This window comes from Psychrobacter sp. S1-30-MNA-CIBAN-0213 (assembly GCF_040309845.1).
Classification (GTDB): Bacteria; Pseudomonadota; Gammaproteobacteria; order Pseudomonadales; family Moraxellaceae; genus Psychrobacter.
Genome location: NZ_JBEOPE010000002.1, coordinates 368,993 through 385,621 on the forward strand (window position 1 = coordinate 368,993; position 16,629 = coordinate 385,621).

The following is a 16,629-nucleotide window of genomic DNA, read 5'->3' on the forward strand; positions in this document are numbered from 1 at the left end:
AATGGTTAAACAACCATTCCTGAATCCCACAAGCAAAACTCGCCAAACTTACCGCGCTTGCTTGTACCGCCAGCGGCACGCCCAGTGTCTGTTAATACCAATTCACCTTCTTGTTCTTGTAAATACCCAACTGCCAGCAACTTATCATTTAATTCTTGAGTCTTAAAACCTAGCTCTTTAGCAAGTTTCGCAGTCGTCAGCTTAGAGTAAGTAAGCTGCGCTGATTCCGTAATGGAATTTGCAGTTGAATTAGTGCCAACCGTTGTATTATTAAAAGTGGCTGTACTATCAACCCCACCATCCGATTCGGTCACCTTTTCAAGTGACATCCGCACTTCATCACTGATACGAATGATGCGTTGGGCTTCCTCATAAGTATCGGCATAGAGCTTAGCGTCTTCGTTACGGTAAATCAGCACCCCCATTTCATTATTATTTACCTGACTAAACTCGTAAAGGTTCAAACTGGTAATAATGCATTCGTTTTCATTGAGATAGCACTTAGCATGTAAGTTTTTACAAAAGCTGGTACGAATAAAGGTTAGATTTTTGAGCCAATTTATCTCTTCAGGGTGTAAGTCATTTTTGCCATAAACAATTCTAATATCGATTTTGAGACGGTTACGGTCCTCTAGTAGCTCTTTAATACGCTCATTAAGCTTTAAATACGGGCTAATAATAATCAATCTATCAGAAGCATTTTTAATCAATTCTTCTAAATGATAGGTCGTACCACTGCTGTTCAAAAACTTTGCCATTCTAATGCCCTCAACATCTACTATTAAAATTCATATTTATTCATAAAAAAGCCCATCTCTAGCGTACTAGAAACGGGCACAATTGCAAACTACTATTGTTGAGTTTAATCTATAATATTAGAGCTATAGCTTATACATCATTCGTTTATAAAAATTCATTACGCAAATCCAGAGTAGAATCTTTACCTAGAGTTGCATAGTGCTTATCAAGGAAAGCCTTGGCAGACTCACGACCGATATCGCGCAGGTGGGTTAAAAATGCCCATTCGGAATTTATTTTACTAGACGCTGACAATGGATTGATTTGCTCAGTGGCTTCAATACGGTGCACGAATACTTCAGAATAACGTTCTCTATCCAGATTGTTCTCACGTAACTGACGGGTCACAAACTCGATAGCTCGCAACTCTCTTAGTAAAGATGAATTGAACGAAATCTCATTAATGCGATTCTGTATTTCTATGGCACTTTTCGGGGTTTCATTGCGTTCAACTGGGTTAATTTGAACGATGGCAATATCCTTAGACTTAGTGGTGCGAAACAAGGGATACAGAGGTGGGTTGCCAACATAACCACCGTCCCAATAGGGTACGCCATCAATTTCAACGGCTTGGAAATAAGACGGTAAACATGCCGAAGCTAAGATCATGTCTGCGGTTAGCTCTTCACGGTTGAATACTTTTATTTTGCCCGTATGCACGTTGGTTGCCGCAACAAACAGTTTTAACTCATTACATGCTCTGACCTTTTCAAAGTCAATAGTAGACTCAACCAAATCACGTAATGGGTTAATATTCAGCGGGTTGGTGTCATAAGGCGAAGCAACTCGACTAAATAGATCAAGCATTAGGTAAGCCGGTGAGTCATCCACATCCCATCTACCTGTCAGAATACTCAAAGGGCTGCGCTTAATAGGGCTCATCCTGCCCATGTATGCCACTTGGCTCCAAAACTGCTCAAGCGCCTCACGTGCACCATCTGCGCCACCATCCATATAGCCTTGTGCTAATACTGCTGCATTCATAGCACCAGCACTCGTCCCAGTAATACCTTCTACACTGACCCGACCATCTTCCATGAAGTAGTCCAGTACGCCCCAGGTAAAGGCGCCATGAGAACCGCCACCTTGCAGTGCTAGATTGATCGATTTTTTAACCATAATCTCTTTACACTCCCTTAGATGTATCGTTGAGCTTGCCTGTCTGGTTTTCTGATAGATAAAGCCAGCTAATAATTATTTGTTGCGCGTTCAGCAGCCAATAGCAGCCCGCCTAAATTCGATACTGATAAAGTATCAGCGCGATGCAATTGCTCAATATTAGCTGGTAACTCTAATCTGAGCATTGTACCTTCAAGAGTTTGGCAGACAGTAACTAAGCCGGTTTATAACTATCACGTAAGCTGACGATTTGATTAAATATAGGCTTATCACTAGTATGTTCTTCGCTATCCGCGATAAAGTAACCTTCACGCTCAAACTGGAAACGCGTACCAGCTTCAGCATTAGCCAATGATGGCTCAACTACCGCATTAAGTTCAGTCAACGAGTCCGGATTCAATACTTGATGTACATCAGCGACGCTACTTGGGTCTTCGACACTAAATAACTGCTCATACATGCGTACCGTTGCTGGAACGCCTTGGCTGGCCGATACCCAATGAATCACACCCTTAACCTTACGACCTTCAGGGTTGTTGCCTAGCGTTGCCGGATCAATCGTTGCTTTTAGCTCAACGACGTTGCCACTATCATCAGTAATATGCTCGGTCACTGCCAATACATAAGTATTGCGCAGACGAATTTCTGGCTTTTCTGGTGATAAGCGCTTATAGCCTGCTGGCGGTTCAATCTCGTAATCGCCTTGATCGATATACAAAGTTTCAGTAAACGGAATTTCACGCTCACCCATATCGACGTTAGGGTGATTTGGCTGCGTGAGCCATAAAGTTTGCGAAGCATCGTCAAAGCGCGCATTGACACTATCAGCTTTTTGCGCTTCCCAACTACTAACTGCTTCCGCAAAGTTAGTAATGGTCACTTTTAATGGCTTTAGCACTGCCATACCACGTGCAGTGGTGGTTTCCAATGATTGACGAATGCTAAATTCTAATAAACGAAAATCAACAACACTGTCCACTTTAGTCACGCCAACACGTTCACAGAAGTCACGTAAGCCCTCTGGCGTATAACCACGACGACGCATGCCAGCGATAGTCGGCATACGCGGATCATCCCAACCACTGACAATACCTTCATCCACCAACTGCTTAAGCTTACGCTTACTGGTCATAGTGTGATCAACATTTAGGCGGCTAAACTCGTACTGATGCGGTGGTACGTCAAAACCAACTTTTTCAACCGCCCAATCATAAAATGGACGGTGATCTTCAAACTCCAGCGTACATAATGAATGGGTAATACCTTCGAGTGCATCAGAAAGCGGATGGGCAAAATCATACATGGGATAGATACACCATTTATCACCCGTTTGATGATGCGCTTGATGCATGACGCGGTAAATAACAGGGTCGCGCATGTTCATATTTGGGCTTGCCATATCAATCTTGGCACGCAAAACCGCTTTACCCTCAGCAAACTTGCCCTCTTTCATATCATTAAAGAGTTTTAGGTTTTCTTCAACACTGGCATCACGATGTGGTGATGGCGTGCCAGCTTCATTAAATGAGCCACGGTTTTCTTTAATCTGTTCAGGCGACTGTAAGTCTACATAGGCATCACCCTGCTCAATCAACTGCACAGCCCACGCATGTAATTGGTCGAAGTAACCTGACGCATGGTGCGCGTCCCCTGCCCACTCAAATCCAAGCCATCTGACATCGTTCTCGATGTTATCAATGAAATCTTGCTTTTCTGCGGTTGGGTTGGTGTCATCAAAACGCAAGTTACACACACCGCCAAACTCTTTGGCCACGCCAAAGTTTAGGCAAATGGATTTGACATGACCAAGATGCAAGTAACCATTTGGCTCAGGCGGAAAGCGTGTCACAATTTGTGGGTATTTTTGCGCATTGACATCATCACGAATGATATTACGAATAAAATCGTTTTTTTGTTCGTCTTTTTGTGCATTGTTGCTTGAGTGCTCACTCATCGGGCATTGCTCCTAACGCAAATTGTCATTTCATTCTACGTGCCATCACGCATCATGGAAAATTCAAACCAAACCATTAAAAAAAAATAGGTTATCAAAAATTATAATAAAAAGTTAAAGTTGCGTTATTCTATCAGGTTTCATAAACGCATTAACAGCCTGATACATGACACGAGATAAAAAAGCCGTTAGACTAGCCATGACTTTTTATCAATCACTCACGACAGTGCTAATTAAGGCGCTGCAATCAAAAAGGAATATCACATGGTAGACATGCCACCAGTAGTAGAACTTGACACCAGTATGGGTGCGATCGTTATCGAACTCAATGAAGAAAAAGCACCTAAAACGGTAGAAAACTTTTTAAACTATGTAAAATCTGGTCATTATGACGGCACGATTTTCCATCGCATCATTGACGGCTTTATGATTCAAGGCGGTGGAATGGACGCTGAGATGAATGAAAAAGCGACCAATGCACCCGTTGAAAACGAAGCAGATAATGGTTTAAAGAACGATAAAGGTACGATTGCGATGGCACGTACGCAAGATCCGCATTCAGCAACCAGCCAGTTTTTCGTCAACGTAAAAGATAACGACTTTCTAAACCACTCTGGCAAAAATATGCAAGGTTGGGGTTACACGGTATTTGGTAAAGTAACCAGCGGTATGGACGTGATTGAAAAGATGCGCGGCGTACCAACTGGTCGTTTCGGCATGCATGCTGATGTGCCAAAAGAGCCAGTGGTTATCAACTCAGCGACCATCATTACTAAGTAATTGTTACTCAGTAGTGTTTAGTAGATAACTGTTATTTGAGAAAAATCACTCAGTAAGCACTTATCAAAAGATACTTCTTAGTAATTCACGAGGATAAGGATAAATGCAAAGTTTTGACCATCTAATTACCACCCGCCCTCATGAGGTGCGGCAAGTATTGATTAGCGATTTGCATTTATCGCCTGAAGAGCCTGCCTTAGTGCAGGCTTTTTTGGCGCTGCTTGATGATTGTCTTGCCCTGCCCGCGCTAAAGTGCTTATTTATCCTAGGCGATTGGTTTGAAGTATGGCTAGGTGATGACGTTTACTTATCGTTATCAGAAGATGAGTGCAAAACCCATTGGCTCACCCCGCTTATCGTTAAATTAAAAAAACTACGGGTAGCTGGCTGTGAGATTTTGATTATGCATGGCAATCGTGATTTCTTATTAGGTCAGCCATTTTGCAATTTATTCGGTGGTGAGCTTATTTATGAGCCATACACTTTAACCGTTGGAAAGCAGAATTATCGCTTAGAACACGGCGATGCGTTATGCGTTGATGATAAGAAATATCAGTTTTTTCGCAAAATCATGCGCAATCGGTTAACCCAGTGGTACTTGCTGAATAAATCATTAGAAAAACGCTTGGCTATCGCAGATAAAATGCGCAAAAAAAGCCAGCAGAATAATGCCAATAAAGCTGCTTACATCATGGATGTCAATAAAGATGCAGTGATACATGCAGTGGCTGATAGCGATGCTTTACTACATGGTCATACTCACCGTCCAGATATTCATCAAGCGACCAGTAATAAAAAACGCTACGTGCTGGGTGACTGGCGACTGCTAGATGGCGATACACGCCAGCCAAAAGTCAGCGCGGTGATTGGCGCAGTAACCACAGATGAAAACTCAGATAATGCTAAATTTAACTTGATTGAATTTAAATTTCTAATTTCATGATATCTATGTGAACGTCTCTTATTTACGATAAAAAAAGGGTCTGTTAAAATAACAGACCCTTTTTTTGACTATCTAAAATCACTTGATTCTAAGGGATTAATTTAAAGAAATGCTGACGATAATGCTTTAGCTCACGAATAGAATCGCGAATATCGTCTAACGCTAAGTGACTGCCACCTTTTTCAAAGTTCTTTAAGATATCAGGGCGCCAGCGGAAGCATAGCTCTTTAATCGACGAGACATCAAGATTGCGATAATGGAAGAACTTTTCCAGTTCAGGCATTTGACGCGCCATAAAACGGCGATCTTGGCAAATTGAGTTGCCACACATTGGTGATTTGCCACTATCGACCCACTTGTTCAAAAACTTAATAGTCTCAGCTTCGGCCTCTGCCAATGTCACTGTGCTACGGCGTACACGATCAACCAATCCTGACTGGCCATGTTGCTTGGTATTCCAGTCATCCATTTTATTTAATGTTTGATCCGATACTTTGATAGCAAACACTGGCCCTTCGGCAAGGACATTTAAATCTTCATCAGTAACGACAGTAGCAATCTCGATAATCTCATCGTTTAAAGTATCAAGTCCGGTCATTTCTAGATCAATCCATACCAGCCCTTTTTTGCCTTGGTTTCTGATTCTAATCTTATTGGGATGGTCATCGGTACTCATATTTTGTCCTATGGTCAATAAAGTTTGAAACAACTTTGGAGCAATGTTAACTAAATAAATGACATATAAATGGTCATGCTTAAATAATTTTTTTGCGCTTAGTCATTCATAATGTCTAAAAAAACCAAAACATTACAAAACCACTGTCTGGTACAGGCGCTTTAGGCTGTATGTTAGCAAATTTTCACGCTACACTTAGAGATATTTTTTAATAGGTTCAAAACCCATGGCATTAATCCGGCAACGCAAGCTGACTAAACAACAGATTCGTCGCATTGACAAACAACAGCTGGCAAGTCAAGACAGCATAGATGATAGCTTGATGGATGGCGTGGTCATGGCGCATTATGGCAAGCAATTAGAGGTACAGGTGACCAGCTTGCCAGCCGACATACCAGTGCAGCCTGAAGTCGCACCCGATGACCCTGAGCCATTTTGGCAAACGCTTGCTTTAGGGGATATATGGCGTTGTCATGTGCGCACTAACTTGCCAATGCTATCAACTGGTGATCACGTGCGCTGGAGTGCCGATCCCAATACTGGCTTTGGTCGTATTGAGTCCGTACAACCACGCACTTCTCTTGTCTCGCGTCCAGATCGTTACCATAAGCTTAAGCCTGTTGCAGCCAATGTCGATATTTTGGCCATTGTATTTGCGCCGCTACCTGCTGCTGCGCCGACACTCATCGATCGCTATTTGGTCGTTTGCCATCATGCTGGCGTGAAGCCCTTATTAGTATTGAATAAGGCGGATTTGTTGGTACAAGAGAGTTATGCAGACACCAATGACTTGCTCGTACAGTATGCTGCTCTTGGTTATGAAAGCGTACTTACTTCGGTCGACTGTCCTGAGAATATCGCCGATAGTACTGAGCAGCAAGGGCTTGGCGAGTTAAAGCGTTACATAGATAAAAAACTGGTTATCTTTGCGGGTCAGTCTGGTGTCGGTAAAAGTAGCTTAATTAACGCCCTGCTACCAGAATCGGCACAGAGCGTAAATATTATTTCTGAAAACTCAAAACTTGGTCAGCATACCACGACGACCAGCCGCCTATTGCCATTTAATCCAGATGATCTTACCCAAGGCGGTATTGTCGATACCCCTGGTATTCGTGAATATGGTATTTGGCATTTGACCCCTGATGATGTGATTTCAGGCTTCGTTGAACTTGCGCCACTGGCTGGTGATTGCCAATTCCGTGATTGTCGTCATACTCATAACAGTAAAGGCTGTGCGTTATGGAGAGCCGTTGCTGACGGTGAAGTACTGCAGCGCCGTGTTGAAAACCTCATCACGTTACGAATAGAGGCTGATACCAAGCCTTACTAGGTATTGCTTACTATTAAAACTTAGGTTAGCTATCGCACGTTTACTATGGATGTCCTAATCGGTATAATAGCGCCTTGTTCGGTAATACTGGGCTGTATTCGCAGTTTAGTGGAACACTAATTTTTTGGAGGTTTGGTTTGGATCGTGCGCTTGAATTTGTGGGCAACCACCCGTTTTTATTTGGTATCTTAGCAGTACTTGCCGTACTGTTCTTTGCCATTGAAAATAAACGTAGCGGCAAAAAAGTGTCGCCCAATACCCTCGGCATGATGGTCAACTCTCAAAACGCGCAGCTTATCGATATTCGCGCCAAAAAGAAGTTTACCACCGGCTATATCCAAGGCAGTCGTAACATCCCTTTTACAGAGCTCAAAGATCATTTAGATGAAATTCGTGCAATTGAACAGCCTGTGATTATCATTTGTGATATGGGTGTACAAGCAGGCGCGGCTATTCAGATGATTGGTAAAGACAGTGTTTATCGTCTAGAAGGCGGTGTTGGTGGCTGGCAAGGTGCGGGCATGCCATTAGTAGGATTAAAAGATGCTAAGCCTAAGAACAAGGGCAAAGCGAAACCTAGCTTGCACAAATAGTTCTACATCAACACGCCTTAATAAAATGCATTATTAATAAAAAGACATGACTCTCAGTTGTGTCTTTTTTTATGGACAACCCTCAAGTGATAACAAGTCACTTAAGAACTTATATAACCTTTTGCAGCGAGCTGGCTTGAATTTATCACCCTCATCCCCACTTTATAATGAGCATAATCAAATACACACTAGTCATTAACCTATCTAAATCAGGATAATAGACAAACTACACGACATAAAGTCAATTAAGGATATCTTATGACTGCCTCAGTTAAAGTTTATACTACGCCTATCTGCCCTTACTGCTCAAACGCTAAACAATTACTAAAAAATAAAGGCATTGAGTATGAAGAAATTGGTATGCATGATATGAGTAGCGATGAGCGCCGCGCATTGATGCAAAAAACCAATAACTATCGCACTGTGCCACAAATTTTCGTCGGTGATACTTTCGTTGGTGGTTTTGACGAGCTCAATCAAATGAACCAGCAAGGCAAGCTTGACGAGCTATTAGCCGGTTAATCTGCTACATTAAGCAGCTTACAGAATAGTGGCATTGGCTGGCTCTGGTTAATATAAATATGATATTGACCAAGCGATAGCTGGCTATTGTCATTTCCACACTAGCTTGTAATAATGTAGATTGCAACTTAACATTGCTACCAGGGCATCAACGACACATTGCATTACTTATTTGAGGAATTATCATGGCTGAAGAACAAGCACAACCACAATTAGCACTAGAACGTATCTACGTAAAAGACATGTCACTTGAAGTGCCGGGCGCTGGCGTATTCACCAAAGAGTGGAACCCTGAGCTTGATATTAACCTATCAAGCAATGCCGAAAAGCTAGATGACGATCATTATCAAGTAATCTTGACTGTGAGCGTTACCGCTAAAAATGCTGAAGAACCTGCTTTTATTGCTGAAGTTCATCAAGCTGGTATTTTCTTACTAAAAAATATTCCTGAAGATCAAATCGGGCAAATTTTAGGTGCTTATTGCCCTAACGTTTTGTTCCCTTACGCTCGTGAAGTCATCAGCGACATCGTGACTCGTGGTAGCTTCCCGCAATTACTGCTTGCTCCAGTCAACTTTGACCAAGCATATGCACAGAGCCAACAGCAAGCGCAAATTGATGCTGAAGGTAATGCTTAAACTTTAAAATAAAGTTTATATTTTAAAAAAGCCATCTCCTAACTTAGGTAGATGGCTTTTTTATGTATTGCTTTTAATAAATTCCTATCATTTTTCTAATGACATTATTTATTGTAGTTGGATTTTTATAGCTACTATTTATATCTACTACAAGACATTAAAAAACCCTGCCAATAAGCAGGGTCTTCGTTAGTATAATTCAGTATACAGAATATCCGTAAAACGAATTAACCTTTTAACGCTGACAATATCTGCTGCTTAACATCATCAATAGCTTGCGTGCCATCGAACTTGTCATATTTAGGCGCATTCTCGCCCTCTTTGGCTTTATCTTGATAAAAACCAACCAAGGTTGACGTCTGCTGATGATAAGTTGCAAGGCGCTCACGAATAGTAGATTCTTTGTCATCTTCACGTTGGATAAGTGCTTCACCGGTCACATCGTCGATACCATTTTGCTTCGGTGGATTATGATCGACATGATATACACGGCCTGAACCTGGATGCTGGCGACGACCAGATAGGCGCTTTACGATCTCATCATCAGGTACACTGATCTCAACTACATGATCGATGGCAACATCAGCGTCTGCAAGCGCTTGAGCTTGGGGAATGGTACGCGGGAAACCATCAAGAATGCAGCCATTAGCACAATCAGGCTTAGAGATACGCTCTTTTACTAGGTTGATGATAAGATCATCAGAGACCAGTCCACCTGCATTCATAATGCCTTCAGCTTGTTTACCAAGCTCGCTACCTTCTTTAATCGCTGCACGTAGCATATCGCCAGTCGAGATTTGCGGGATATCAAATTCTTTAGAGATAAACTGTGCTTGAGTGCCTTTACCGGCGCCAGGTGGACCTAGCAAAATAATACGCATCATAATACGTCTCTCCTTGATGGATGGGATTTGGGGATTGGTTAATTGCGTGAATGCCGGATATACCTTACCTTGTGGCTTTATAAAGCTCAAGTATTTTTAGTACTAGTGTCGCCTGTAGATATGACTTATCTGTTCATGTAACGCAATTGCACGCTGCAGCAATACGCTACAGCGCTTATGTCATGAGGCTTTTCAAAAGTTACGGTATCTGCTGATTTATTTCAACGTTAACTTGTTTTTGATCGGCACTAATCACGACTGGGTTGCCAGATAAGTCCCCTGACTCTGCACTTGCATTACCACTATGGCTAATACGAGCAATAACAGCCAGTTGAGTTTTTGCCGCACGTGCCGATTGTATCGTCCGCTCAGGCATCATAGCATCAAGATCACTTAAGCTAATACTGGCCTCACCTTGCTGAATCACACTAATAGGCAAACGCTTGGCTGCAAATGGTGGGCCGCCATTAACATCACGAATGGCAACAAATAGTACGTCATCGCCTTTGACTAATGGTAATAAGCTAGAATTGACCTTCACCGTTACATTAACACCCTCAGCCGCTTGTTGCTGCTGTGCTTTCACATTGGCACTTAGCTCATCTAGGCTGGTCAACGCTTTTGTATGATCACCCGGCTTGGCAGCAATACTAGCACGTAATCTCTGAATCCAGCCTTCTGCCTGCTCAAAGTTACTAGCACGTGCTTCACCCATTGCCATCAGCATCTGTGCGCCCTCATGCTGTGGGTTGTTGGCTAATACATCTTGTAGTACGCGACGACTAGTAGCATCTAGCTGGCCTTCGTTCGCAAAAAAGCTAATCTGCGCATAAGTGGTCGCAATCTCTTCATTATCAGGAGATAGACGATATGCCCTAGATAAAGCTTCTAATGCAGAGTCAGTCACTTCAAGCGATAAAAACAGCTCTGACAAGCGCATCCAGCGATTAGGGTCATCAGCATGACGATGGACGTTGGTCTGCATAGCCGCAATCAGCTGACGGCCATCTTCAATAGCCCACTCTGGTGGCTGATCAATCTTACCAGTCAATAAGTCGTCAGCTACTTGGCCAACTTTATCTTCTGCTTGCCATAGCTCAAATACTGGTGTGCGATCGCTAATCAATAAATACGCCATCGCTGCCAATACGGGTACCCAGATAGTAATTATTAAACGGCTTTTGATACCAGGGTTCACCATCGGAGCTGCTTCACGCTGGGCATCTAATAGCTGGCGCTCAAGCTCAAGCTTTTGGTTTTGGTAATGGTTATCATCAATGGTGCCGCTGTCTTTGTCGGTTTTAAGCTCCGCTAAACGTTCACGGAATACTGCCACGTTAATATCTAATAGTTGGTTATCTACGGGCTTATTTTTTATGCGCGTAGCGCGTAGCCATGGTGTAATAACGATGACAGCAAGTATCAATGCGATGAGTAAGCTTAGGGCAATAAATAAGCCAGCAGTAGAAAATACGGTCATTTTTTGTCCTCTGTGCTTGTGATGTCATAATCAGTGCTATTAGTACGTGATAATAGACGATCCAGTTCAGCCTTTTCTGCAGGGGTTAAAGCAGCGACAGTACTATCGACTATCGTACCGCTATCACCACTTGCTACCAGCTGTCGACGTTTACTCTGCCAAAACCAGCCAGTAATCAAAACGATCAATAATAGTGGCGGAAAAAACCATAATATCCATGTTGACGGACGTACAGGTGGCTTATAGGTAATAAAATCACCGTAACGCTCTTGCATATAGCTGCGTATTTCAGCATCACTGCGCCCATCTTTAACAGAATCGTAAACTTTTTGCTTTAAGTCCTGCGCAATAGGTGCATCAGACCCTGCAAGGTTCTGGTTTTGACATTTAGGGCAACGCAGCTCCTCGATGAGACCACGATACTGAGCTTCTTGCTGCACTGAGTCAAAGTCATAAACATCGATTGCCGCATAAGCGGTCATGCTGAGTAGACATGCCAGTACAAAGCTTACTAGCCTTAACACTGTAGCGGTTCTTATCTGAGCAGCCTTCATTTGCATGCCTCCCCAACCTGACTTGGATCTGGACGATTACCATTTTTGTTAGCCTCATTGAGTACTGTCAAACAAGGCTTAATGCGTTCTTGCCAATTGGCTTCATTAACTTCACCAATGATATGCTGACGGATGATGCCGTCCCCATCGACTGTAAAAGTTTCAGGTGCGCCTGTCAGACCTAAGTCTAAAGCAAACTGACCTGACAGATCTTGAATAGACATTGAAAAAGGATCGCCACCTCGGTTCAAATAGCTGAATGCATCACCAATATCATCTTTATAATTAATACCTACCAAATTAACACCACGCTCCTCTAGCTGCATAAGAAACGGATGCTCAATGATACAAGTTGGACACCAAGAGCCCCAAATGTTCATCAAAAACGGCTCATCAGGTAAATTATCATTGGTCATAATGCGGCTAGTATCTGCTAATAATGGCAGCTCAAAAGTAGGAACAGGACGCTCAAGAGCCATATTCGCTACGATATCGGTAGGCTTACCTAAACGCATATAAAGCATTACCATCAGTCCTAAAAACACGATAAGTGGAATCAGAAACCATACTTTTAATTGCTTTTTTTTAATAGTTTTATGACGGCGTTCATTGTCATTCTGCTTATTGGGATTAGTGGTGTTGTCTGATTCATTCATCTTACTTCTCCCCAAGCGTTGCAACAGGTGTCGCCGTACTAGCTACAGTATCATCAGTAACCTGATGCGGCGCTTTGGTCTTTTTGATGCGATAGCGTTTATCAAACATGCTAATCAGCGCACCTAAAGCCATGATAATCGAACCTAGCCATATCCAGCGAATCAAAGGTTTCACGTAGATACGTACAGCCCATTGATTACTATCTTCAGCGATCGGCTCACCAAGCGCTACATATAAATCGCGCATGAGACTGGCATCAATGGCCGCTTCAGTCATCGGCATCATACTAATGATATAGGTACGTTTTTCAGGATATAAAGTCGTGACAGCGCGTCCGTCTTTAGTTATCTCAACCTCCGCTTGAATAGCATCAAAGTTACTGCCTTTGACCTCACGGAAGTCTCTCACGGTAAAATCATAACCTTGGACGTTGACGGTATCATTTGGCCCTAATGCCACATCACGCTCGATACTTAAGCTACTGGTAAAGGCAACCCCAATTACTGCGATTAAAACCCCAATATGAGCAGTTTGCTGGCCCCAATAGCTAAGACGTAATTGACGTAGACCATTCATCATATTTGGTGCGTTCTTAGTCTTATCTCTAAAATCAATAATCATCCATAGTAGTACCCAAAAGCTTACAGCTAGGGTTACGCCGATGTTAAGCATAGATGATGGATGGACGAAATAAGCAATAATCGCTGCTAATACTAGGCTGCTGACTGCGATGACCATACCGACGCCCAACAATGGACGCTTGTCTTTTTTCCAGCGAATATTAGAGCCCATACCCATTGCGACTAGTAGCAACCAAGTCAGAGGTACAAATAATGCATTAAAGTAAGGAGGGCCGACTGATACCTGACCTAAATTGAAAGCGTCTGCAATGATCGGATAAAGAGTACCAAGCAGCACGACTAATGTGGCAATTAAAATAATGGCGTTATTGATAACCAAAAATGACTCACGTGAAATCAGCTGATATTGACTCTCAACCGTCAATCGCCAACCACGTACCGCAAACATTAATAGACCACCACCCACGATAATGCCAAGGATGACTAGAATGACTAAACCACGTGTCGGATCGGCGGCGAACGAATGCACCGAAGTAATGACCCCTGACCGTACCAAAAACGTTCCTAGTAAACTCAGCGCAAAAGCGAAAATCGCTAGCATGATCGTCCATGCTTTGAATACACCGCGCTTTTCAGTAACCGCTAACGAATGTAGCAGCGCAGTACCAGCGAGCCACGGCATCAATGATGCGTTCTCTACTGGATCCCAAAACCACCAACCGCCCCAGCCAAGCTCATAATAAGCCCACCATGAGCCTAAGGCGATACCGATGGTTAAAAACCCCCAAGCAGCTAGTGCCCACGGACGTGACCAACGTGTCCAGACCGCATCCAAGCGCCCTTCCCACAATGCTGCCATACAAAAGGCAAACGGCACGACCATGCCCACATAGCCCATATACAGCATAGGCGGATGAATAATCAGACCAAAATCTTGCAGCACAGGATTTAAATCTGCACCATCAACCGGTATGTTCGGTAAGGTACGATTAAATGGCGATGAGGTAAAAATCAACATCGCTAGCATCATCATCTGTACCGCTGCCAAGATGACTAATACTCGTGCTCGCATCGATAACGGCAAGCCGCGGCTAAAGTAAGATACTAGCGCGCACCATGTCGCCATGATGGTCATCCATAGCAGTAGAGACCCTTCATGCCCGCCCCAAGTTGCCGATAATTTGTAATACCAAGGCAACAAAGTGTTGGAGTGCTGCGCGACATAGACAAGGCTAAAATCATTGTAATAAAAGCCTGCCATCAATGCTGAAAACGATACTATCATCGCGGCAAACTGCGCCCAAGCCAAACTTGGGGCCAGACGCTGCCAAGCGACTTGGTTGCGCATAACGCCAATAGTTGGTAATACTACCTGTAAAATAGCCAACACAAAGGCGGCCAGTAAGGCAAAATAACCCAATTCTGTGATTAACATACAATCTAACCCTGTTTACCCTAATACGGTCATAGTTTACTGTGGCGGATTGGGCTTTTTATTGGTTTAAAAGCACCTATAGCCTGCCCATTAAAAATCGCTACAACGGTAACCTCGCTAACCATAGCAATGTATGGCTTGCGCTCAGCTTCCTTGTAACGACATTATCTTGGATTGACTATATAACTTAATACTGTTTTATAACTTAATGCTGTTTTCTTTTCATGTTCGTTTATGTCTTATGTTCGTCTAAGTCTATCGTTGTAAAACCTATTTTCTCTTGATGTCTTTTTTATTATTTTTCTCTTATTGTGAAGTTATCTGCTATTGCACAGCCGGAAAGAACACCAAAACAAGGTGTAACCAACCTGCCAAAAATCCAGTCAAGCCGCCTAATACAATTAGTGTCATCTCATCTTCACGAAACGCTGGACGTAATAAGTTTTGAAACTCATAAGGTGACAAGGCTCTGATACGATCGCGAAACAGACCGAATATTTTACTGGCACGACTCTCATTAAGTTCAGGATCTCGTAACGGTACCATGGTAGCAGTAATCGACTTATCAATGATCGTATTCTTTAATTGACCATATTCACGGCGACCCAGCCCCATACGCAAGGTCGTTCTGACCACTGGCGACTCTAACACTTGATAAAGATGCGACTTCATCAACTCACGCGTTAGCGCAGCACGATCACCATACATCATCTCATTCATAATGTTCTCTAGAGTCACTAAATCAGTAACAACAATCTCAGCGAAAACCTCAGACACTTCTTCTTGACGCTTCATAAAGCCGCCTTGGAAACGGAACTGAGCGATATGTGGCAGCCTTGGCTTAATAAACGGAAAACCAGCACAACGTTCAAAAACCTTCATATAAGGAATAAAATGCGGCTCTACTGGATTAAACACCATCCAAATTGCAATCCAGTTAGTCAGTAAGCCCCAAACAGCCGCGAAAAACGGTACCGTCCAATGCTGCGGTACAACTAAGAAAATAAACATCTGAATAATGCCAAAAATCAACCCGATCAAAGCACTGATATGCCAAATAAAGTTGATCTCACGTTGGCCAACTTTTAGGAACATATTGACCATTAAACGTCGATCGCTTTCCATCTTATTGACAATCATCTGACGCATATCGACCAAATCTTCGACATGGTAAGTCAGATCAGTCACCAACGATTGCATAATCTCTGGTAGCTCTTGATGCGCTTGGGCATAAATACGGCGCTTTAGAGCATAAGGCAGGTTGCCCCATAGCGCCCCTGAATGCTCGAGCATAATCTCGTCGATGAGCGGCTCAATATTTTTATCCACTGTATCAGTAATAAAAACAGCCATTTGCTCAGGTTCCATCGCTTGAACAAACTCGTCTAGTGAGCCAAGCTTTGAGAGCGTCTGATCAACGATAACCCCAGATATCTTGCCAGCTTTACGTGGGACAATACCTTGCCAGCCAATTCCAGGTAACCCAAAAAAAGGGAAATTAGGTATGCGAATACCCCAAAACTTAATGGGGTAAAACAGCATTTTCAATGCCATCCATACATGCAACCATGTGACAAATGCGGTCACTGGTGGAATGGTCAGCATGGCAAAAAATTCTGGATGCTCAGCGAGCGTCTGCCATATTGAGGTTGCGACCATGACTCTTTTTACCTCTGACGTAACGA

General features: G+C 43.0%; 16 protein-coding genes. 6 read left to right on the forward strand and 10 right to left on the reverse strand.

What is annotated here, in order from left to right; translation table 11 throughout:
• Positions 1-5 precede the first annotated feature (5 nt).
• From AAEY87_RS03335 to AAEY87_RS03345, 3 genes are all read right to left on the reverse strand, one after another.
• Positions 6-758: a phospholipase D family protein gene (locus tag AAEY87_RS03335; protein ID WP_350655947.1), complete on the reverse strand. Its 753-nt coding sequence runs from the start codon at positions 756-758 to the stop codon at positions 6-8.
• 145 nt (positions 759-903) lie between these two features.
• On the reverse strand, positions 904-1,917 hold the full coding sequence (locus AAEY87_RS03340) for a patatin-like phospholipase family protein (RefSeq protein WP_350655948.1): 1,014 nt from the start codon (positions 1,915-1,917) through the stop codon (positions 904-906).
• A gap of 214 nt (positions 1,918-2,131) precedes the next feature.
• Positions 2,132-3,871 carry a glutamine--tRNA ligase/YqeY domain fusion protein gene (locus AAEY87_RS03345; RefSeq protein ID WP_350655949.1) on the reverse strand — a complete coding sequence of 580 codons (1,740 nt, stop codon included), beginning with the start codon at positions 3,869-3,871 and terminating at the stop codon, positions 2,132-2,134.
• Positions 3,872-4,135: 264 nt separating this feature from the next.
• Between AAEY87_RS03345 and AAEY87_RS03350 the strand changes: the two genes are divergently transcribed.
• On the forward strand, positions 4,136-4,651 hold the full coding sequence (locus AAEY87_RS03350; RefSeq protein ID WP_068034829.1) for a peptidylprolyl isomerase: 516 nt from the start codon (positions 4,136-4,138) through the stop codon (positions 4,649-4,651).
• A 103-nt stretch (positions 4,652-4,754) separates the two neighbouring features.
• The gene (locus AAEY87_RS03355) at positions 4,755-5,594 is read left to right on the forward strand and encodes a UDP-2,3-diacylglucosamine diphosphatase (RefSeq protein WP_350655950.1); all 840 of its coding nucleotides are present in this window, start codon (positions 4,755-4,757) and stop codon (positions 5,592-5,594) included.
• A gap of 88 nt (positions 5,595-5,682) precedes the next feature.
• Here the strand turns inward: AAEY87_RS03355 and orn are convergent, their stop codons facing one another.
• Entirely contained in the window at positions 5,683-6,270 is a 588-nt protein-coding gene (gene orn, locus AAEY87_RS03360; protein WP_068034827.1) for an oligoribonuclease, read from the reverse strand.
• Between the two features lie 226 nt (positions 6,271-6,496).
• On the opposite strand from orn, the gene rsgA reads away from it, so the two are divergent.
• From rsgA to secB, 4 genes are all read left to right on the forward strand, one after another.
• Positions 6,497-7,600, forward strand: coding sequence for a ribosome small subunit-dependent GTPase A (rsgA, locus tag AAEY87_RS03365; protein ID WP_068034826.1), 1,104 nt, complete (start codon positions 6,497-6,499; stop codon positions 7,598-7,600).
• A gap of 137 nt (positions 7,601-7,737) precedes the next feature.
• Entirely contained in the window at positions 7,738-8,193 is a 456-nt protein-coding gene (locus AAEY87_RS03370; protein ID WP_068034825.1) for a rhodanese-like domain-containing protein, read from the forward strand.
• A gap of 258 nt (positions 8,194-8,451) precedes the next feature.
• Positions 8,452-8,715 (forward strand): glutaredoxin 3, encoded by a 264-nt coding sequence (gene grxC, locus AAEY87_RS03375; protein WP_068034824.1) that lies wholly within the window; start codon positions 8,452-8,454, stop codon positions 8,713-8,715.
• 185 nt (positions 8,716-8,900) lie between these two features.
• Positions 8,901-9,353 (forward strand): protein-export chaperone SecB, encoded by a 453-nt coding sequence (gene secB / locus AAEY87_RS03380; RefSeq protein ID WP_068034823.1) that lies wholly within the window; start codon positions 8,901-8,903, stop codon positions 9,351-9,353.
• 227 nt (positions 9,354-9,580) lie between these two features.
• On the opposite strand, the gene adk is transcribed toward secB, so the two are convergent.
• From adk to AAEY87_RS03410, 6 genes are all read right to left on the reverse strand, one after another.
• Complete coding sequence (gene adk / locus AAEY87_RS03385) at positions 9,581-10,237, reverse strand: adenylate kinase (RefSeq protein ID WP_350655951.1); 657 nt, start codon at positions 10,235-10,237, stop codon at positions 9,581-9,583.
• 199 nt (positions 10,238-10,436) lie between these two features.
• Positions 10,437-11,717, reverse strand: a complete 1,281-nt coding sequence (gene ccmI, locus AAEY87_RS03390) for a c-type cytochrome biogenesis protein CcmI (RefSeq protein WP_350655952.1) — start codon at positions 11,715-11,717, stop codon at positions 10,437-10,439.
• Complete coding sequence (locus AAEY87_RS03395; RefSeq protein ID WP_440455122.1) at positions 11,714-12,199, reverse strand: cytochrome c-type biogenesis protein; 486 nt, start codon at positions 12,197-12,199, stop codon at positions 11,714-11,716. Before AAEY87_RS03395 ends, ccmI begins: the two co-directional genes overlap by 4 nt.
• Before the next feature lie 68 nt (positions 12,200-12,267).
• On the reverse strand, positions 12,268-12,927 hold the full coding sequence (locus AAEY87_RS03400; protein ID WP_082785627.1) for a DsbE family thiol:disulfide interchange protein: 660 nt from the start codon (positions 12,925-12,927) through the stop codon (positions 12,268-12,270).
• Position 12,928: 1 nt separating this feature from the next.
• Positions 12,929-14,944: a heme lyase CcmF/NrfE family subunit gene (locus tag AAEY87_RS03405; protein ID WP_350655953.1), complete on the reverse strand. Its 2,016-nt coding sequence runs from the start codon at positions 14,942-14,944 to the stop codon at positions 12,929-12,931.
• A 324-nt stretch (positions 14,945-15,268) separates the two neighbouring features.
• A complete protein-coding gene (locus tag AAEY87_RS03410; protein ID WP_350655954.1) occupies positions 15,269-16,603 on the reverse strand; it encodes a DUF445 domain-containing protein in 1,335 nt (444 codons plus the stop codon).
• Positions 16,604-16,629 lie beyond the last annotated feature (26 nt).